The organism is Pontibacter litorisediminis, assembly GCF_029360645.1.
In the GTDB taxonomy this organism is placed as follows: domain Bacteria; phylum Bacteroidota; class Bacteroidia; order Cytophagales; family Hymenobacteraceae; genus Pontibacter; species Pontibacter litorisediminis.
In genome coordinates this window covers 153,219-172,445 of sequence record NZ_JARDUA010000002.1, presented here as the reverse complement: position 1 = coordinate 172,445, position 19,227 = coordinate 153,219, and the positions used below count along the sequence as shown (strand labels likewise).

At 54.1% G+C, this 19,227-nt stretch carries 12 protein-coding genes and 1 tRNA gene; 11 read left to right on the top strand and 2 right to left on the bottom strand.

What is annotated here, in order from left to right; all coding sequences use genetic code 11:
- The first annotated feature begins 74 nt into the window (after window positions 1–74).
- The 7 genes from PXG97_RS06975 (at window position 75) to PXG97_RS06945 (ending at window position 7,507) form a co-directional block, all read left to right on the top strand.
- Window positions 75–1,298: a PP2C family protein-serine/threonine phosphatase gene (locus PXG97_RS06975; protein WP_276497030.1), complete on the top strand. Its 1,224-nt coding sequence runs from the start codon at window positions 75–77 to the stop codon at window positions 1,296–1,298.
- A 147-nt stretch (window positions 1,299–1,445) separates the two neighbouring features.
- Window positions 1,446–2,033: a polysaccharide deacetylase family protein gene (locus PXG97_RS06970; protein WP_276497029.1), complete on the top strand. Its 588-nt coding sequence runs from the start codon at window positions 1,446–1,448 to the stop codon at window positions 2,031–2,033.
- Window positions 2,030–3,121: a glycosyltransferase gene (locus tag PXG97_RS06965; RefSeq protein ID WP_276497028.1), complete on the top strand. Its 1,092-nt coding sequence runs from the start codon at window positions 2,030–2,032 to the stop codon at window positions 3,119–3,121. Before PXG97_RS06970 ends, PXG97_RS06965 begins: the two co-directional genes overlap by 4 nt.
- A 207-nt stretch (window positions 3,122–3,328) precedes the next feature.
- Window positions 3,329–4,096, top strand: a complete 768-nt coding sequence (locus PXG97_RS06960) for a TatD family hydrolase (RefSeq protein ID WP_276497027.1) — start codon at window positions 3,329–3,331, stop codon at window positions 4,094–4,096.
- A gap of 1 nt (window position 4,097) precedes the next feature.
- The gene (locus PXG97_RS06955) at window positions 4,098–5,168 is read left to right on the top strand and encodes an asparaginase (protein WP_276497026.1); all 1,071 of its coding nucleotides are present in this window, start codon (window positions 4,098–4,100) and stop codon (window positions 5,166–5,168) included.
- Window positions 5,169–5,232: 64 nt separating this feature from the next.
- Window positions 5,233–5,320, top strand: a tRNA-Ser gene (locus tag PXG97_RS06950).
- 450 nt (window positions 5,321–5,770) lie between these two features.
- Window positions 5,771–7,507 (top strand): glycoside hydrolase family 15 protein, encoded by a 1,737-nt coding sequence (locus PXG97_RS06945; protein ID WP_338088600.1) that lies wholly within the window; start codon window positions 5,771–5,773, stop codon window positions 7,505–7,507.
- 243 nt (window positions 7,508–7,750) lie between these two features.
- Here the strand turns inward: PXG97_RS06945 and PXG97_RS06940 are convergent, their stop codons facing one another.
- On the bottom strand, window positions 7,751–8,698 hold the full coding sequence (locus PXG97_RS06940; RefSeq protein WP_276497024.1) for a sterol desaturase family protein: 948 nt from the start codon (window positions 8,696–8,698) through the stop codon (window positions 7,751–7,753).
- Window positions 8,699–9,244: 546 nt separating this feature from the next.
- Here PXG97_RS06940 and PXG97_RS06935 point away from each other — a divergent pair.
- The 4 genes from PXG97_RS06935 (at window position 9,245) to PXG97_RS06920 (ending at window position 18,682) form a co-directional block, all read left to right on the top strand.
- Window positions 9,245–10,798, top strand: coding sequence for a GAF domain-containing protein (locus PXG97_RS06935; protein ID WP_276497023.1), 1,554 nt, complete (start codon window positions 9,245–9,247; stop codon window positions 10,796–10,798).
- Window positions 10,799–10,874: 76 nt separating this feature from the next.
- Window positions 10,875–14,972, top strand: coding sequence for a chemotaxis protein CheB (locus tag PXG97_RS06930; protein ID WP_276497022.1), 4,098 nt, complete (start codon window positions 10,875–10,877; stop codon window positions 14,970–14,972).
- A 302-nt stretch (window positions 14,973–15,274) separates the two neighbouring features.
- Window positions 15,275–17,866, top strand: coding sequence for a phosphoenolpyruvate carboxylase (locus tag PXG97_RS06925; protein WP_276497021.1), 2,592 nt, complete (start codon window positions 15,275–15,277; stop codon window positions 17,864–17,866).
- 117 nt (window positions 17,867–17,983) lie between these two features.
- Window positions 17,984–18,682, top strand: coding sequence for a response regulator transcription factor (locus PXG97_RS06920; RefSeq protein WP_276497020.1), 699 nt, complete (start codon window positions 17,984–17,986; stop codon window positions 18,680–18,682).
- 77 nt (window positions 18,683–18,759) lie between these two features.
- Here PXG97_RS06920 and PXG97_RS06915 read toward each other — a convergent pair whose 3' ends face one another.
- The gene (locus PXG97_RS06915; RefSeq protein WP_276497019.1) at window positions 18,760–19,119 is read right to left on the bottom strand and encodes an STAS domain-containing protein; all 360 of its coding nucleotides are present in this window, start codon (window positions 19,117–19,119) and stop codon (window positions 18,760–18,762) included.
- Window positions 19,120–19,227: the final 108 nt, after the last annotated feature.

The window sequence follows — 19,227 nt, the reverse complement described above, 5'->3', positions numbered from 1 at the left end:
TTCGTCTTCTGGTACTTTCTGATATACTTATGAGTGGCGAATTACGTAGTGCTGAAGACCAAAAAAGATTCTGAATGTCTGATATAACTGTACCGAACCCGCAGCAAGAGCTTAGCCTGAAGAAACTGGAATTGTCGGCGCTGCTGGAGATCACACAGGCGATCAACGCTAACCTGCCCGAGGCTTCGCTGTACAAGATATACCGCTTTACTCTACTTGCCCAACTCAACATCGCGCGACTGACCCTGTTTGTGCATGACGAGAACTGGCAGTGTAAGATATGCGCCGGGTCCGACCAGGACTTTACGAGAGCATCGTTGCCGAAGGAGATTCTGCAGGTGAAGGAGATCACGAAGATGTCGAAACTGGCGGTGGAGAAGAAGTGGCGCTGCTTTGATATCCTGATCCCTATTTTGCACAATGGCAAGGTGCTGGCCTTCGTGATGATCGGTAAGATAGAGAAATATTCCAGCAGCCTGGATGCCCTTAACTTCATCCAGACGATCAGTAACATCATGCTCGTAGCCATCGAAAACCTCCGGATGGCCCGGCAGCGTCTGGCCCAGGAGTCTATTCGCCGCGAGATAGAGATTGCGCGCGAGGTGCAGTCCATGCTGTTCCCCAAGAGCCTGCCCAACGACAAGGATGTTACCATACATGCCAGTTACATTCCGCACTCCTCCATCGGCGGCGACTACTATGACTTTATTGAAATAGATGCCGACCAGTTCCTTTTCTGTGTGGCCGATGTGTCGGGTAAGGGGGTGCCGGCCTCGCTGCTGATGTCGAACTTCCAGGCAGGCCTGCGCACCATCCTGCGCCAGACCTCAGACCTCAACACGGTGGTGTCGGAGCTGAACCACCTGATCTTCCGCAACGCGATCGCTGAGAAATTCATCACCACGTTTGTGGCTATTTACAACCGCAGCACCCGTGAGCTGAGCTATGTGAACGCCGGCCATAACGCGCCCATATTACTGTATGAAGACAACACGCACACCCTATTGAACGATGGCTGCACCATGTTGGGCGTTTTCGATGTGCTGCCCTTTATGAAAGTAGGAAAGGTGCATGTGCCCGAGAAATCTATGGTGCTGGCCTATACCGATGGCCTGACGGAGGTGTTTGATGAGGAGGAGGCAGAGTTTGGCGTGGAGGGCACGATCAAGTTTATGATGAGCCACCGTTTCCTGAGCTCTAAAATGCTACACCTGCAGTTGCTGCACGAAATCAACCTCTACAACGAGGAGGCCAGCTTCAACGATGATATCACGCTGCTCTCGTGCCGGTTTAAATAGGTAAATTGTTAAATTGCTGCATGGTTACCTTGTTGGTTGGCGCGAGCAAGGTATACCCTTCTCTTTCACTTCAACAATTAGACAATTTAACCATCAACAATAAAATTGCTTCGCCTTTACAAAACGCCCTGGTTGCTGAAGAAACTGATGCCCGGATATACCTGGCACCGCGAGGGGCAGGGCAAGGTCCTGTACCTCACCTTCGACGACGGGCCCATCCCGGAGGTAACCCCGTGGGTGCTGGAGTTGCTGGAGAAGTATAGCGCAAAGGCTACTTTTTTCTGTGTGGGCGAGAACGTGGCAAAGCACCCACAGCTGGCGCAGCAGGCGCTGAGGCAGGGCCACAAATTGGCCAACCATACCTTTAACCACCTGAAAGGCTGGCAGACGCCGTTGCGGCAGTATGTGCAGAACACGGAAAGGTGTCAGCAGGAACTGGAGAAGCTACAGCCTGGCGCGCCCAAGCTGTTCCGTCCGCCCTATGGCCGCATCACCGGCAAGCAGGCGCAGGAGCTGCGCCACGGGTATGAACTGGTGATGTGGGATGTGCTCACCAACGACTACGACCAGCGCCTGTCGCCGGAGGAGTGCCTGCGCCAAAGTATAATAAGTACCCAAAGCGGCAGCATTATCGTATTCCACGACAGCCTGAAGGCCCAACGTAACCTGATGTATGCCCTGCCGCGGTATGTGGAGCACTTTTCAAGCCTGGGCTATACTTTCGACACCCTATGATCGTATCGGCAGCCTATTTTATACTTTACTTCTCCCTTTTTCTGGTGCTGCTGGCCCTGCTGGTGTTTAACCGCAAGCGCTATACCCTGGACTTCAAAGAGCACCCCCGCATCAGCATACTTATTGCCGCCCGAAACGAAGAGCACACGATCCTGCGCTGCCTGCACGCAATCGAGGCACTGGATTATCCCAAAGACAAGATCGAAGTGCTGATCGGGGATGATGCCTCCACAGACAACACCCGCGCGGTGATCGACGCCTTTATACGAGGCAAACCGCACTATACCTGCATCCAAATTACCCACACGCTGGGCAAAGCCAAGGGCAAGGCCAACGTGCTGGCCCACCTGGCCAAACTGGCCACCACCGATTTTTATTTTTATACTGATGCCGATATTGCCGTGCCGCGGGAATGGGTGCAGGCCATGCTCTCGGGTATGAAGGAAAACGTGGGGGTAGTGACAGGTATCACCACAACCGAGGAGCATAGCTTTTTTGCCAAACTGCAAAGTATGGATTGGCTGTATGCGCTCGGGCTGATGCAGGTGGTGTCGGATTTGGGGCTGCGGGTAACCACTATGGGCAACAACATGCTGCTGCGGCGGCAGGCGTACGAGGAAGTCGGCGGCTACGAAAGTATAAGCTTCTCCATCACCGAAGATATTGCCATCTTCAACGAGGTACTGAAGCGCGGGTGGGGCTTCCGGAACATCTATGATCCGCATGTGCTGGCGCTCTCCACACCTGCGCCCACCCTTACCGACTACCTGCAGCAGCGCCGCCGCTGGATGCGGGGCTCCATGCACCTGCCCTGGTACATGGCCATTATTTTTATACTTCACTCCGCTTATTACCCGATATTGTTGCCCTTCTTCACCTATACTTCGGTAAGCGTGATGCTGGCGATCTTTACCTTCAAGCTTCTGCTGCAGAGCCTCTACCTGCACCTCTGCCTTCGCCGCCTGGGGCGCAGTGCTCCCTGGTACCTTTACTTCTTCTTCGAGCTATACTTGGTCATCTCTTCTGTTATATTGATTATCTACTTTTTTCTGCCGCTCAAGATCAGGTGGAAGGGGAGAAAGTATTAGAAGTTGGGGAGTTAAGGTTCTGCTTTGATGTGTAATAGAGGGTGCCTGGTAAAATCAAAATCCTTCTGTTAAATCCTGTCCATCTTGCTCGATCTTGTAAATCCTGATTCAGACCAACCAACAAGTATAAAATCCCTAACTTGCAGGTATAAACCTGAAGTTACACTGGCATTGGTTGCTGATCAATGTTGAATGATGATAAAATACATGAATTTAGTTGATTCGCACGCGCATATTTATTCAGAGAAGTTTGATGCCGACAGGGCCGAGGCTGTGGAGCGGTCGCAGCAGGAGGGGGTAAACAAGGTTTACATGCCCAACATCGACCATACTTCCATAGATGCCATGCTGGAGGCCGAGGAGAAGTATAAAGGCACCTGCATCCCAATGATGGGCCTGCACCCAACCTCGGTGGACAAGGATTTTGAGCGCGAACTGTACCTGGTGGAGGAGTGGCTGGGCAAACGCTCCTTTGCGGCGGTGGGAGAGTGCGGCATCGACCTGTACTGGGACAAAACGTTTCTGCCACAACAGCAGGAGGCCCTGAAGGTGCAGGTAGAGCTGGCCAAAAAGTATAAACTGCCCCTTGTGCTGCACACCCGCGACTCGTTTAACGAAACTTATGAAATCGTCTCCGCCGCCCAGGACGGCACCCTGAAAGGCATTTTCCACTGCTTTAGCGGCACCGCGGAGGAGGCGGAGAAGGTGAAGGAGCTGGGTTTCCTGATGGGCATCGGCGGCGTGGCCACCTTTAAGAACGGTGGCCTGGACAGAGTGCTGCCCCACGTGCAGCTTGACGACCTGGTGCTGGAAACCGATTGCCCTTACCTGGCGCCGGCGCCCCATCGTGGCAAGCGCAACGAGCCGGTATACCTGCCCCTGATCGCGCAGCGTGTGGCGGAGTTGCTGCAGAAGCCGGTAGAGGAGGTAGCGGAAAAAACCACGGCCAACGCCCTTAACCTTTTCAAGCTATAGCATGCAGGTTGTAAAAGTAGACATAGACACCGCCGCGCCGCTCCACCCGGAAGCTTCCATACTTATTATCTACACCGGCGGCACCGTGGGGATGGTGTTTGATGAGAAAGAGCAGCACCTGGTGCCGTTCAACTTCTCGCAGATCGTGGACCATGTGCCGGAGCTGCGGCAGTTCAATTACCTGCTCACCGTGCTAAGTATAGAGCCGGCTATCGATTCTTCTAACGTGTCGGTGAAGGATTGGCTGATGCTGGCCCAGCTGATTGAGGAGAACTATGAGAAGTATGACGGCTTTGTCGTGCTGCACGGCACCGATACGATGGCTTACTCTGCCTCCGCCCTGAGCTACCTGTTGGAGAACCTGCAGAAGCCCGTGATCTTCACCGGGGCGCAGGTGCCGATCGGCCGCATCCGCACCGATGCCCGCGAGAACCTGATCACGGCCCTGCAGATTGCCGCCACTAAAAAAGAAGGGAAAAGTGTGGTGCCCGAGGTGTGCATCTATTTCCGGAACCTGCTGCTGCGCGGCAACCGCTCCAAGAAAGTGGAGAGTAGCCACTTTGACGCTTTTAAATCAGACAACTACCCGCCGCTGGCTGAAACCGGCATCGACATAGAGTATAGCTTCGAACTCATTCTGCCGCACCCGCAGCAGCCGTTTAAGGTGCATCATGCACTAAGTGATAAGGTAGCCATACTGAAGCTGTTCCCGGGCATCACGCCGCAGGTGGTACAAAGTATACTGCAGGCCCCGGGGCTGCAGGGGCTGGTGCTGGAAACTTTCGGCTCGGGCAATGCGCCCACCGTACCATGGTTTCTGGACTTGCTGCACGAGGCCCAAGACCGAGGGCTGCTTATCCTGAATGTGTCGCAGTGCGATGAGGGCCGGGTAGACCAGGGCCGCTATGAGACAAGCAAGTACCTGCTGAACATGGGCGTGGTTGGCGGGGCCGATATCACGACCGAGGCAGCTATATCCAAGTTGATGTATGTGCTGGGGCAGGAAGGACTTAGCTACCAGGAGCGGGTAAGCCTGCTGCAGCAAGACCTGCGTGGCGAGATCAGTTTATAGAAAGTATACTTAAACTATACTTGCAGAAGTGCTGTCGGTTAGTGTATATTTGCATCACCAATTTAGAGAGTTGTCCGAGTGGTCGAAGGAGCACGCCTGGAAAGTGTGTATACCCCAAAAGGGTATCGAGGGTTCGAATCCCTCACTCTCTGCAAAGCCTGCAAACGTATCGTTTGCAGGCTTTTTTTATGCCGCGCCTCCACCATCACTTCCTCCTTCAGCAAGGTGCCTTGATTGGCAAGTTTCCAAAGAGGCTGCTTTACCCACCAAAATGTATTGTGATAGGTTGTCTGCAGGAAATGTGCGGTGGCTGAAAGGTTTGCATTCACTTTGCCACCTACAATCAACCCTGACGCGCATACCAGCCCAAAGCCTGCCTTTCCCGATTTTGCATAATTACCTGCCGGCTGTGGTGCGAGCCGCCCTGGCAGGGGTGTATGCGCGACACATGCTTGAGCGGGGGCTCTGGGTGTTTTGCTATATACGAGCAGTGCTTTTTTCAGGGGAGGCGACAACCAGGCGCAACCGGCCATAGTAAACCATAACAATACCCTGGCAGCAAGGATGTGTGAGTAGCCTGGCGGGTTAGACTGGAGCCGTAGATGGTATCTCTTATGGAAGATCAAAACTTGAATATCCGCAATTTGGCCATGATTGGAGATAGACGCACCTGCGCGCTGTTAGACAAGAAGGGCAACATTGTGTGGTACTGCCCGAAGCGCTTTGACAGCCCTTCGTTCTTTGCCTCTCTGCTTGATGCAGCGCATGGGGGGGCTTGGTCTTTGGAGTTAGAGGGGCTCACCTTCGAGAAAAGATCTTACCTGGGGGAAAGTGCCTTACTTCAGACATACTTCTCCGGCACCAAGGGCCAACTTGTACTGGATGACTGGATGCCTCTGGAGGGGAGCTTCTACGGAATTTGCCGGAAGTTCTCTGCAGCCCCTGTTTCCTTCGTAAGCCATATCTCCTACCGCCCCAACTACAACAGGCGTAGGCCAGTACTGCATGCCTTTGGGGAGCGGCACGTTTCGCTCGAGTTTGATTTTCATTTACATGCCTCCCATAAGTTAGAGATCCAGGGAGACACCGTCATTTTTCGGGTACCGGCTGGCGAGGAGGCCTGGGTTATTCTGGCAGAAAAGATCTTAGATAACCCGGAAGAGGATCTGGTGGAGGCTAGGGAACTCACGTTGAAGAACTGGCGCAAGGTATCGGACCATATTACCTATAAAGGGCCGTATGAGGAGGAGGTAAGAAACTCGCTCCGGCTACTCCGCATGCTCACTTATACCGCGAACGGGGGGATTATTGCGGCGGCCACCACATCTCTACCAGAAGTGATTGGCGGTGTGCGCAACTACGATTACCGCTATGTGTGGCTCCGCGATGCAGCCATGATCGTTAGCGCCCTTGCCAGGGCCGGCAGCGACGGAGAGGAGGAGCGCCAATTCCTCAGCTTTATTTGCTCGGCCATGCACCGCATACGCAAACCGGTGGTGCCAATGCTTTCGCTGGACGAGCAGCCGGCAGGGATGCAGCAAGAGTTAGCCTTTTCAGGGTACAGGAACAGCACCCCTGTGCTGTACGGCAACGGGGCCAGTAACCAACTACAACTCGATGCCAACAGCAATGTTATCATCGCCGCAAAAGTTATCTATAACCGCTATGATACCCGGGAGCACTGGGAAACAATAGAAAAGCTGGCCGATTACCTGGTCGAGAACTGGTTTAAACCAGACCATGGTATCTGGGAAGAGTCTGTGAAGCACCATTATACCACCAGCAAGGTAGTGGCCTCCGTCAGCCTGAAGTACATAGCGGCACACTCACAGGACGAGCAGCAGAAAAAGCGTTGGCAGGAGGCGTCTGACCAGATCCGGGAGTATGTAGAGCAAAACTGCCTCACTTCCGAAGGGGCCTATGCTGTTTACCCCGGAAGTGAGGGGGTAGACGTAAGCGCCGTTCTGTTCCCCATCTGGGGCTATACCCAGGCCGATACTCCCCAGGTACTTAAAACGATCGGAAGGCTGGAGCAGGATTATTGCCAGGACAACCTTTACCGCCGCCATCTAGAGGAGTATGACTCGCAAAAGGAGGGGGCTTTCCTGGCAGGAACGTGCTGGGTGGCGCAGTACTGGGTGATGCGGCGGGACAGGGAGAAGTTTAAGCAAATTTTGGGCGCCGCCCTGCGCTTCATGAATGATGTAGGCCTGATGCCGGAGGAAGGCGATCCCGAAACCGGGGAGTGGCTGGGAAACGTGCCGCAGGCCTTCGTGCATGCCTCTTTAATAGGCGCTGTTATAGACTATAAAAACGAGTTCGAAAAAGAAGTAGAATGATTTCATGTCAAATGCTCTCTTATCTGGTCTTAGTTGAGCTCACATTGCATGGGGCTTGATAAGGCACGGGGTAGGGAGCGGTTTCTATGACGCGCTTGGGCTCGTTTACGCCCTGCAAGGAACATGAAGGCAGGCTCTTGCCAGGCAAAAAAAGTTAGAATAGAATAAAACCCGGGCCGCAACTTATGGCAAGGAGTGCAACAGCCGCAAAGGAGCATTTTCTGAGTATACTCTTACGCATTCTCACGCTTCCCGCTCCGGTACCGAGCCATCCGGTAAGCACCATGCGCGTTGCCGTTTAAAAGGCATAACCAGCAGGTTTAAGGGTGTCTGTTCCTTTGGGTCCCGGTAGGATGGCACCCCGATCGTGATGTCTTCCTGGGGCACGTCGAGCAGGAGTGAACGATGGAGTCTGTCCCACCAGGAAAAGATAACGGAGAAGTTGCTGTTTGTCTCCCTGGCTACGATGGAGTGGTGAATGCCGTGCATGCGGGGTGTCACCATTACGCGGCAAAGCTTTTCTTCCGTTTTGTAAGGCAGCCGTAGGTTCGAATGGTGGAAGGCAGTACAGCCCTCAAAGATCAGCTCATAAAAAAGTACAAGCTGGGCAGGAGCACCGACAAGGGCAATGGCAGCACTTCGATACGGAACAGAGGCGATGTTCTCGCCAATGTGGAAGCGCCAGGCAGTAGAAAGGTCCAGGTCCAGGTCGATGTGGTGCACGTTGTGGAAACGCCACAGCAAATCAGATTTGTGGAGCAGCACATGCCACAGGTAGTTGGTGTAGTCCAGCAACAGAAAGCCCAGGCTATAGCGGACCCATGCCGGTAAACTTACCCAGTTCAGCAAGCCCAGACGAGCCTTTGCCGCCTGCCGGGCCGCTGCGTACATGCAAGGCAACAGCAGCAACCGTAGAGCTGGCAGCGCCAGGGCCGCTACGCTGGCATTCTCCTGGAGGCGTTCTGTTTTGGGGCGGGTGCGTTTCCGTAGTTGGCGCTTTGCCTCAGCTACGAACAACACGGATGCAGCCAACCCCAGCAGGGGCATTCCCAGGCTGTCAAAATACGGAAACCGGAACCTCATATGCCCAATACTCGCAGCGCCTGCCGATGGTTGCAGCGGCAGCGAATAAACTGCAGGCGCGGCAACAGTTTGGGTGTCAATGCGCTGTGCAAGGGTTAGGGTGAACATAGGGCAAAGGGAGTGGCTTATAACCATGCCGGTGGTTGTCTTATCCCTAAGGCAGTGGCGGAGCAGGTTACGGAGATACCACGCAAAGCTACTATCGCTACCCATATGGGCTGCGGCTAAAGGGGTGTTGATACTCTGGTAACGAATGATTTAAATTGTGCAATTTGTTTTGACTGGGCGAATGGAACGTGCATGCTTTGTTCTGCTTGCCATAAAGTGTTTAATCTGTAATTTGTCAGGCACTTATATTGCCGGAATGAAGCATGAAAAGAAGGACATATGATTGATATTTCATTATAAGGTGTTAATTTTATGAAATCATGGACTGCCTTTGCATGAGGAGATGCACGGTTTCGTGCGGCATTTGCATAACTTTAAGAGCCTCGGCCTGTTAGTCCTGAAACACCGGGAGGTGGTTGTACTCCGGTTGGATAGGTCACGCGATTATGGAGGCGCAGGGGCTTATGTTTCCCGAGGCTATGCGAGAACCAACGCCTTCCGAAATTTTATAGCTGGCCCTGCTTAAGCCGAACTTTTATACACCCTATGGAGAAGCCTATACCACCCATCAACATCAGTTCCGGAAAGGATTATGACTCCGAGTTCTGCGGAAGCATACCACTTCACCTGGTTAACCTGGTGCAGCCGCATGGCGCACTGCTGGTGCTGGACAAGCAAGACCTCCGTGTTCTGCAGACAAGCGAGAATGTAGAGGCCTTTTTATCTATCAAGCCTGATGAGTTACTGGGGCAACCCTTCTCCAGCTTCCTGGTAGAGGGGCAGTATGAGGAGATTGTGGCAAAGATCGCTGCGCAAGACAGCCAGGATAAATTGCCTTTCACGCTGAATTTCAGGGGGGAGGAGAATGATATCGCCTTTTCGGCCCTGGTGCTGCCACAGCAGGAGTATGTGCTGGTGGAGCTCGAGGAGAAAACATCAAGCCCGGAAGAATCTTTTGTGCGCCTGTACCAGCACATTAAATACATTACCTCCCTTTTAAAGCAGGCAGGCTCTTGCCAGGAGATAGCGCAGCGGGCCGCCAATGAGCTGAAGCAGTTTTCCGGTTTCGACAGAGTGCTGGTGTATCAGTTCGATCCGATGTGGAACGGCATCGTGATTGCCCAGGCAAAGGAGGAAGACATGGCAGACTATTTGGGTTTGCGTTTCCCTGCCTCGGATGTGCCCAAGCAAGCGCGCGACCTTTACTACCGCAATCCCTACCGTCTTATCCCCACCCGTTCGTATACCCCCGTGCGGCTTGTGCCGGTAATCAACCCGCTCACGCAGCGCTTTACGGACTTGTCGGAAAGCAACCTGCGCAGCGTAGCCAATGTGCACCTGGAGTATCTGGCAAACATGAATATCGAGGCCTCCATGTCGCTGCCTATCATCATCAATAATACGCTGTGGGGCCTGATATCGTGCCACCACAAAACAGCTAAGTACCCAGGGTACGAGATGCGTTCTGCCATGGAACTGCTCACCGGGATTCTTTCGGCACAGCTGGAGGCAAAGCAGCGCGAAGAGGAAATGGAGCTGCGGGTACAGCTCCGGAACATACACGTAAAGCTGGTGGAGCAGTTATACAACGCTACCCACTTTGCCGATGGCCTGATGCAAGGGGAGCATAGCCTGAAGGAACTGCTGTCGCTGACGGGTGCCGCAGTGGTGTTTGAAGGAAACATTTGGTTGAGCGGCAGCACCCCCGACCAGCGTGAGGTAAAGGAATTAGCCTCCTGGCTACGCCGAAACAAAAACAGCGGCCTGTTTGCCACCAGCAATCTTCCACTCGACTACCCACACAGTAAACCCTACAAAGATGTAGCAAGCGGTCTGGTGGCTCTGCCCATCAACACCGAGCAGGGCGATTTTATACTTGGGTTCAGGCCGGAGGTAGCCCAAACTATTGCCTGGGGCGGCAATCCCGACAATGCCATACAGCTGGAGCCGGACGGGAAAAAGTACCACCCGCGCAATTCATTCGCCACATACCAGGAAACCGTGAGGAACACATCGCTGCCCTGGCGGCATGAGGAGCTGGAGGCCGCCGAGACGCTACGAAACGCCGTGCTGGAAAAGATAATAAGGGAACGGTATTAAAAGGTTTGCCTCGCACGAACCGTTATAGCATTAGCTGCAGATACCTAGTGAGCTACCAGCATTACGATTAGCATACATGACATCGACCACTTCAGCACCCAATAAAGAAAGCGTAAAGTCCGCAGCAGACCATTATTTAGTGGGGATAGGAGCCTCCGCCGGCGGGCTTGAGGCTATCCACAAGCTGTTCGACCATTTTCCCAGCAACTCCAGCTTTTCCTTTGTCATTATACAGCACCTTTCGCCGGACCACAAGAGCCTGATGGCGGAGCTGCTGAGCAAGCATACCCAGATGCAGGTGCAGGAAGCGGAGGATAATATGTTTACGCGCCCGAACTGTGTGTACGTGCTGCCAAGCGGTAAACAGCTTACCGTGGAGCATGGCCGCCTTCGGCTGGCTGACAAGGCTCGCAACCGGGAGCCGAATTTTGCCATTGACCTGTTTTTTGAGTCTATGGCGAAGAGCCGGGGCAGGCACGGAATCGGCATTGTGCTGTCCGGCACTGGTACGGATGGCACCAAGGGTGCCCTGGCTATCCGAAAGGCTGGGGGCATTGTGGTGGTGCAGGAGCCTGAAACGGCCAGGTTCAACGGCATGCCACGCAGCGCGATAGATGCCGGTGCGGCTGATTTTGTGCTGGCACCCGAGCACATGCCTGAAGAGATAATGGAGTATACGCGCAAGGTTCCGCTGGTGAAGAACCTGATCGACCAGGGCGAGGAAGGGCAGGACGCCGAGGTGCTGCGGGAGATACTGGACCTGGTGTGCACCCACACCCAGACAGACTTCACCAGCTATAAGGAGGCTACCCTGAACCGGCGAATCAGAAAGCGCATGGATACCCTGAAGGTAAAAGATTTATCCTCTTACCTGACCTACCTGCACGAGAACCCGGGTGAGATAAAAAAGCTATGCCAGGAGTTCTTTATTAACGTGACCAGCTTTTTCCGGGACACGGAGGCGTTTGAGTGCCTGGAGAAGGAAGTGATCCCGAAGATTATCGGAGGAAAGGCCGAGAATGAGCACGTGAAAGTGTGGGTTGCCGCCTGCAGCACTGGGGAGGAGGTGTATTCGCTGGCTATGCTCTTTAGTGAGGCATTCGAGAAGATGGGGCGAGAACCGCATGTAAAGCTGTTTGCCACCGATGCCGACCAACAGGCTATTATACAAGCGTCAAAGGGGAGCTATCCGCTCTCTATTGCCAAGCATGTGTCGCCGGAGCGGCTGAAGCGCTTTTTTCATTTGAGAGGTAACCGGTATTTTGTAAGTGAGGAGATCCGCAAGCTGGTGGTCTTTGCCCAGCACGACCTACAGAAAGACCCGCCTTACAGCCGTATCGACCTGGTGACCTGCCGCAATATGCTTATCTACCTGAACCAGGACCTGCAGAACAAGGTGCTGTCGTTGTTCCCCTACGCTCTGAACCTCGGTGGCTACCTGTTTCTAGGCTCCAGTGAGCACATCGGCTCCATGAAGTCATACTTCACGGAGGAGAGCCGCAAATGGAAGATCTTCCGGAAGATAAAAGATGGCAGAGGCATCAGGCAGAGCTACGGCCTTACCGACTACGGCAGCAACAGCAATGCTAACGGGCAAGCGGTGAAGTATAACATCTCGCCGGAGCTGCGCTACAACGAAGCCTTCATGGATGCCGTTTCCGAAGACTTTAAGGTAACAGCCCTGTATGTGGATGAGAGTTACCAGCTGTTGCACGGCATTGGCGATATCAACCGTTTCCTTAGGTTCCCTGACAAGCGCCTGCACTTCAACCTGATCAAGATGGTGCCTGAGGAGCTGGCCATTACCTTGAGCGTGGGCATCCGGAAAGCCCTGAAGCAGGACCGGAAGGTGGTGGCCCGGCAGGTGGCTGTGAAGTTAGGCAAAAAGGAGCAACTGGTGCATGTATCCATCCGCCCAACCACGCTGGAGAAGGGGCAGCCGAAGGTGATCCTGGTGCTGCTACAGGAAATGGGCGAGGTAGCGCCTATCCCAAAAGTTTCTGACCTCTCGTTTGTCTCCGACTCCGATTATTACCAGCAACTTACAGCACTGGAGGCGGAGCTGAAGGAAGCCCGCGAGGGGCTGCACCTGACGGTGCAGGACCTGAGCACGGCCAACGAGGAGTTACAGAGCACCAACGAGGAACTGATGTCCTCGAACGAGGAGCTGCAGAGTTCCAATGAGGAGATGCAGTCGCTGAACGAGGAGCTGCACACAGTTAACTCCGAGCACCAGCTGAAGATAAAGGAGCTGCAGGAGCTGAATGAGGACCTGGACAACTACATCCGCAGCTCAAACATCGGGCAGCTGTTCATAGACCATCACCTGGTCATCCGTAAGTTCACCCCATCAATAGAAGGGTTGATAAACGTCATCGACAGCGACATCGGCCGCCCGATCCATCACCTGTCGCATAACCTAAAGTACTCCCGCCTGATAGAGGACATCCGGGAGGTGAACAACCACTCCATGGAGAAGGAGCAGGAGGTGGAGACCAGCAACGGTAAGTTCTTCCTGATGCGCATCATCCCTTACCTGAAACATGACGGTAACAAGGATGGGGTTGTGGTGAGCTTCGTGGATGTAACTACCCTGAAAACGCTGAGCAACGTGGTGCAGGGCGTGCTGAACAGCTCGTTCAACAGCATCATGGCCTTCAGGGCGGTGCGGGACGAGGAGCAGAAGATTACGGATTTCGCCTGGACGCTGCTCAACAGGAAAACAGAGAGCCTGCTCGGGCAATCGCAGGCGGAGTTGCTGGGGACCAGTGTGCTGACGGTAATGCCGTTCCTGCGTAAGAGCGGCTTGTTCCGAAAGTTTACGGAAGTGGTGAAGACAGGTGAGCCCGTACACATTGAGCAGCAGTTGGAGATTGACGGAGGGAAGACCTGGTATGAGGTTGCCGCCGTCAAGATGGGCGATGGCGTCACCGTGACCATGGCCGACATCACCGAGAAGAAAAGCAGCGAAGACAAAGTACTGATGGCCTACGAGGAGCTGAAGCTGGCCGAGGAGAACCTGATCAAGCTCAACAACGAGCTGGAGAAGAGAGTAAGTGAGCGTACCAAGGAACTGTCGTCCAGCGAGGAGCGCTTCCGCATGGTATCCATGGCTACCAACGATGTGATCTGGGATTGGGACGTGGTGAACAATGAAATATGGTGGAGCGATAGCCTAAAATCCATGCTGGGCTACGAGGAGGAGGAGATGGGCAAGGGCATGGACGCCTGGTATGAACTGGTGCACCCCAACGACAGGGAGGAACTGGAGAAAAGCATCTCTGAGGCCATCAATTCCGGCCGAGACCAATGGACAGGTGAGTACAGGCTTCGGAAAAAGGACGGCTCCTATGCCTATGTCTCCAACAGGGCCCGCATCATGCACAACGAGTACCAGATGCCGTACCGGGTGCTGGGCTCCTTTATCGACCTGACGGACCTGAAGCTGACGCAGGAGAAACTGCAGGACACCAACGAGCACCTGCTGCGCGTGATCGAAGACCTGGATACCTTCGTCTACACCGCCTCTCACGACCTCAAAACGCCTATCAGCAACATCGAGGGCCTGCTGTTACTGCTGGAGGACCAGGTGGCTTCGGCCGGGCCAATCGCGGGAGAGCCCATACAGCCCGTCTTTGACATGATGAAGGGGGCCATTAACCGCTTTAATAACGTGATAAAGGACCTGACAGACATTGTGAAGGTGCAGCGTGACATAGACGGAAAGCCGGAGCTGGTGAACGTGCAGGAGGTGTACCAGGAAGTGATGGCGAGCCTGCAGGATGTGGTGGAAACGGAGAAGGCAGAACTAAGCGTTGACTTCAGCGAAGCCCCGCATATTCACTTCTCCAAAAAGAACCTCTACAGCGTGCTCTACAACCTCATCAGCAATGCTATTAAGTATAAAGTGAGGGGGCGCCCCCCGCTGGTCTCTCTAAAGACGGAACGGATAGACGGATATGTGCTGCTCACTGTGACTGACAATGGCCTGGGCATCAGTAAAGAGAACCTAACCAAGCTGTTTACGCTCTTCAAGCGTTTCCATGCCCATGTGGATGGGACAGGTATGGGCCTATACATTGTAAAACGCCTGGTGGATAACGCCAATGGCTACATCAACGTGAGAAGCGAAGAGGGGGCGGGCACCACTTTTGAAGTATACTTTAAAGGTTAAAGAGCGCACAGGCAGCTGTGGGTAGCCTGCTCTAGGTAAGGAGGCATTGTTGGAAATCCCGTTACCCGGGCGGGGCAATGGGCGGCGCGAAGTTAAGCTGATACCCTAAGGATGGGGCGTTGAACAGGCTGTATGGGAGGAGGGGCGGCTAAAGCGGCAGCTCCAGGTGTTAGAATCCAGCGCTTTGGTGCGGCTAGCATCAACCTTTCAGAGCAACTAAACAACAGACAGCCTGGTATAGAAAGAGGGCTTTACGCAACTGTACCAGTATACGAAACAGATTCAAACCAACCTTTCAACCTATGGCCACACCTGAAACCCTGCGTACCGATAATCCCTTAGAAGCATTCCGGATACTGGTGGGCACGCGCTATGAAATGTATAACAGCCTGTTCTCGTCATTGCCTTTCCATCGGGTAGAGAAAACAGGTGTATTGCTCTCGCTGCTGGTGCTCCATTGTGAGGACGGCTACCAGCGCCAGCAGAGCCCGGAAGAGATTATCCGGAGCTTCTTTGAACAGTATACCCATTACCGCACCGAGCAGGAGCAGAACGATCTGCTGTTCCGGTTCGTGCAGTATGCGGAGCGGCAGGTGGTGCTCTTCGATGCGCTGGAGGAGGCTGCTTTCCGGGAGACGCACGACATGCACGGCATGGGTACCCTGAAGCAGCTCAGCAGCACCGTAATGCAGCAGAAGGCCCAGGAGCAACTGGCGGTTAAGCTGCAGGATTTTGCGGTGCGTCTGGTGCTCACTGCCCACCCCACACAGTTCTACCCGAGCAACGTGCTGGGCATCATCAACGATCTGTCGCAGGCCCTGGCCACAGATAACACATCGCTGGCGCACTCATACCTGCGGCAGCTAGGCAAAACCCCTTTCTTTAAAAAAGAGAAGCCTACGCCCTATGAGGAGGCGGTGAGCCTGATCTGGTTCTTGGAGAACGTATTCTACCGTTCTGCGGGCAACATCATCTCCTCCCTCACGGCGCAGTTTCCGGGGGCAGTGCGGCCGGGCTCCGGCACGATTCGGATGGGGTTTTGGCCCGGTGGCGACCGCGACGGTAACCCTTTTGTGAAAGCCGATACCACCTTGCAGGTAGCCGATGCCTTGCGTGGAGCGGCAATCAGGGCCTACTACCATGATGTGCGCCGGCTGAGGCGACGCCTCACCTTCAAAGGTGTGGAAAACCTGATTAAGGACCTGGAGGCGAGGCTATACGATAACTTATTCTTACCGGACCACAAGCTAGACCTGAAGCAGGAGGACCTGCTGACACCGCTTCGTGAGGTAAGCCGACTCCTGCTGGAAGAGCACAACAGTCTGTTTCTGAGCCAGGTGGAGGCGCTTGTCTTTAAAGTCGAGCTCTTTGGCCTGTTCTTCGCCTCGCTGGACATTCGGCAGGACGCTTCGGTGCATGAGCGGCTATACGAGGAGCTGGCAGAGCGCACCGACCTGCTGCCAAAGGATTACGCCCAACTGCCGGACGGAGAGAAGGTAAAGGCCCTGCTAAGTATAAACCAATACCTAACGGCCGGCGTTTTTGCGGACGATGAGCTGCTGCAGGATACTTTGCTGACGGTAGCTGCCATTAAATCGATCCAGGAGCGCAATGGCGAAGAAGGCTGCCACCGTTACATTATTAGCCACTGCACCAGCGCCCTGAATGTGCTGGAAGTTTATACCTTGCTGCGCCTGGGCTGCTGGCAAACAGAACCCATTACGGTTGATATCGTGCCCCTTTTCGAGACCATCGCGGATCTGCGCCAGGCCGCCAGCGTGATGCGGGAACTTTACGAGAACCCCACCTACAGGAGCCATCTGAGCCGCCGGGGCGACACACAGACCATCATGCTGGGCTTCTCCGACGGCACCAAGGACGGCGGCTACCTGATGGCCAACTGGAGCATCTACAAAGCAAAGGAAGCCCTGACCGAGGTTAGCCGGGAGTATGGGGTGGAGGTGATCTTTTTTGATGGCAGGGGAGGCCCGCCGGCCCGTGGCGGCGGCAAAACCCAGCAGTTCTACGCCTCGATGGGCAGTAACGTGGCAAACAAGGAGATTCAGCTCACTGTTCAGGGACAGACGGTAAGCTCTAACTTTGGGTCAGTGGCTGCAGCGCAGTTTAACCTGGAGCAACTTCTGCACGCGGGCATCAGCAACACCCTCTTTGGCCGCAAAGCGCCCACCCTGCAGCCGGAGGAAGACCAACTGCTGCAGGAACTGGCCGAGGTGAGCTACCAGGCCTACTTTGAGCTGAAGAACCACCCGGTCTTCCTGGAGTACCTGAACTTTGTGAGCCCATTGCGCTATTATGGCGAGGCCAACATCGGCAGCAGGCCATCCAAGCGTAAAGCCGGGAAACTGAACCTGGACGACCTGCGCGCCGTGCCTTATGTAGGTTCCTGGAGCCAGCTGAAGCAAAACGTGCCGGGGTACTACGGGGTGGGCAAGGCACTGGAGGCGCTTCACCAGAAAGGCCACTGGCCAAAGCTGCAGCAACTTTACAAGCATTCGCTCTACTTTAAGACCCTGCTGGATAATTGCGAGATGGCCATGAAGAAGTGCTTTTTCCCGGTTACAGCTTATCTGGCGGAGCATCCCAAGTATGGAGCACTCTGGAGGCTGATCCATGAAGAGTATGAGCGCACAAGAAAGTATGTACTGCTGCTGGCGGAGGCAGACAGGCTGATGGCCGATAAACCGCTGGAGGAACTCTCCATTCAGACCCGCCAGCGCATCGAACTGCCACTTATAACCATACAGCAGTACGCGTTGTCACGTATACGTAACATGGAGGAGCAGGGCTCACAGCGGGAGGGCAAGCAGGTGTACGAAAAGCTCGTGGTGCGCTGTTCCTTCGGAATCATTAACGCCGAAAGAAACTCAGCTTAGGCTGGTGGGGCTTTTACTTTATAGTTCTATACTTCCAGAGGCCAGTGTTAAATGTCATTTAACAGGATAGCTGCACTTGGCATGTGCTTGCAGCCATCAGGATAAAGCAAACAGGTAATGGAGGAAATACCAGGAAAAGTAAAGGTTATTATCGCGGATGATCATTTTGTGGTGCGGGAGGGACTCAGGGTGCTGTTGGAGCAGGATGAGGGACTGCAGGTAGTAGGGGAGGCCAGTAACGGCAAAGAGGTACTCGGGCTGTTGCAGGAGATGGCGGCAGACGTCGTGCTCATGGACGTGAACATGCCGAACATGGATGGCTATCAAACCACTGAGGAGGTGAGCCGGTCTTTTCCGGGTACAAAGGTCATTGCCCTCTCCATGCACACCAGCTTGCCTATTGTGCAAAAGATGCTGGCCAGTGGTGCTGTAGGTTATCTCCTTAAAACGACCAGTAAAGTAGAGTTGACGGCAGCTGTTAAGTTAGTGGCTGCAGGAGGGCAGTACATCAGCGGTGAGCTCTCATTTAAACTTTTGGAGCATAACCTGAAGGGGTGTGCGGAGCAGGATCATGAAGGAACTGACGGCAAGAAGCTGTCGAGGCGGGAGGTGGAGGTGCTCACGCTGATCTCTGATGGCTACACCAACGCCGAGATCGCCGAGAAGCTGTTTACCAGCAAGCGCACCATCGAGACGCACCGCCAGAACATACTGGAAAAGACGCACACGAAGAATACGGCCCACCTCATCAAGTATGCCTTTGAGCACAGGATCATCGGCACCGACAAAGGCACCGGAGCCCCTGACGCCAGGTGAGCACCTGCTGTTACGTTGATTGCTTGCCATCATACGGTATCGTGCAACAGCTTTTGGCAGCATTAGCAGTAGGAGACTCAGGTGCTGCTACCTTGTTTCTTGCAGTGCTGGTAAGCATCAACAAAGCTTTTCTGGATGTGGAGTACCCCGATTAAGCCTGCGCTTCTGATTTGCCTGGTGTGCTCCTCGTTCAGTTTATAAAGTGCCAGGCAGCTGCCGGCTTTCTCGGCTGCAGAGGTTTGGCTGAGCAGGCAGCGCAGGGCCGTGGGGTTGAGAAAGGTGAGGTTCTCGCAATCGATCAGGATGTGCTTCGCCTTCTGTAGTATGGCTTCCCGGCACTTCGTTTCCAGATCGATTACCGTTTGGCTGCTACAGGGGCCATACAGCGTTAGCACCACGACATCCCCCATTAGCTGCGACAACACTTCCTCTCTCATTAGGTGACCTGGCTTAGGTGGTGTAATAATTGTTAAAAATACTTTTTGTTATATTTATTATAGGTGTGGTAAATACTTATTTTTTGCCGGGGTAAGTACGTAAATGTG

What these genes read in the sequence shown, in the direction of transcription:
- PXG97_RS06975 (WP_276497030.1), top strand. Translation starts at nt 75, where the DNA reads ATGTCTGATATAACTGTACCGAACCCGCAGCAAGAGCTTAGCCTGAAG.
- PXG97_RS06970 (WP_276497029.1), top strand. Translation starts at nt 1,446, where the DNA reads ATGCCCGGATATACCTGGCACCGCGAGGGGCAGGGCAAGGTCCTGTAC.
- PXG97_RS06965 (WP_276497028.1), top strand. Translation starts at nt 2,030, where the DNA reads ATGATCGTATCGGCAGCCTATTTTATACTTTACTTCTCCCTTTTTCTG.
- PXG97_RS06960 (WP_276497027.1), top strand. Translation starts at nt 3,329, where the DNA reads ATGAATTTAGTTGATTCGCACGCGCATATTTATTCAGAGAAGTTTGAT.
- PXG97_RS06955 (WP_276497026.1), top strand. Translation starts at nt 4,098, where the DNA reads ATGCAGGTTGTAAAAGTAGACATAGACACCGCCGCGCCGCTCCACCCG.
- PXG97_RS06945 (WP_338088600.1), top strand. Translation starts at nt 5,771, where the DNA reads ATGGTATCTCTTATGGAAGATCAAAACTTGAATATCCGCAATTTGGCC.
- PXG97_RS06940 (WP_276497024.1), bottom strand. Translation starts at nt 8,698, where the DNA reads ATGTTCACCCTAACCCTTGCACAGCGCATTGACACCCAAACTGTTGCC.
- PXG97_RS06935 (WP_276497023.1), top strand. Translation starts at nt 9,245, where the DNA reads ATGGAGAAGCCTATACCACCCATCAACATCAGTTCCGGAAAGGATTAT.
- PXG97_RS06930 (WP_276497022.1), top strand. Translation starts at nt 10,875, where the DNA reads ATGACATCGACCACTTCAGCACCCAATAAAGAAAGCGTAAAGTCCGCA.
- PXG97_RS06925 (WP_276497021.1), top strand. Translation starts at nt 15,275, where the DNA reads ATGGCCACACCTGAAACCCTGCGTACCGATAATCCCTTAGAAGCATTC.
- PXG97_RS06920 (WP_276497020.1), top strand. Translation starts at nt 17,984, where the DNA reads ATGGAGGAAATACCAGGAAAAGTAAAGGTTATTATCGCGGATGATCAT.
- PXG97_RS06915 (WP_276497019.1), bottom strand. Translation starts at nt 19,119, where the DNA reads ATGAGAGAGGAAGTGTTGTCGCAGCTAATGGGGGATGTCGTGGTGCTA.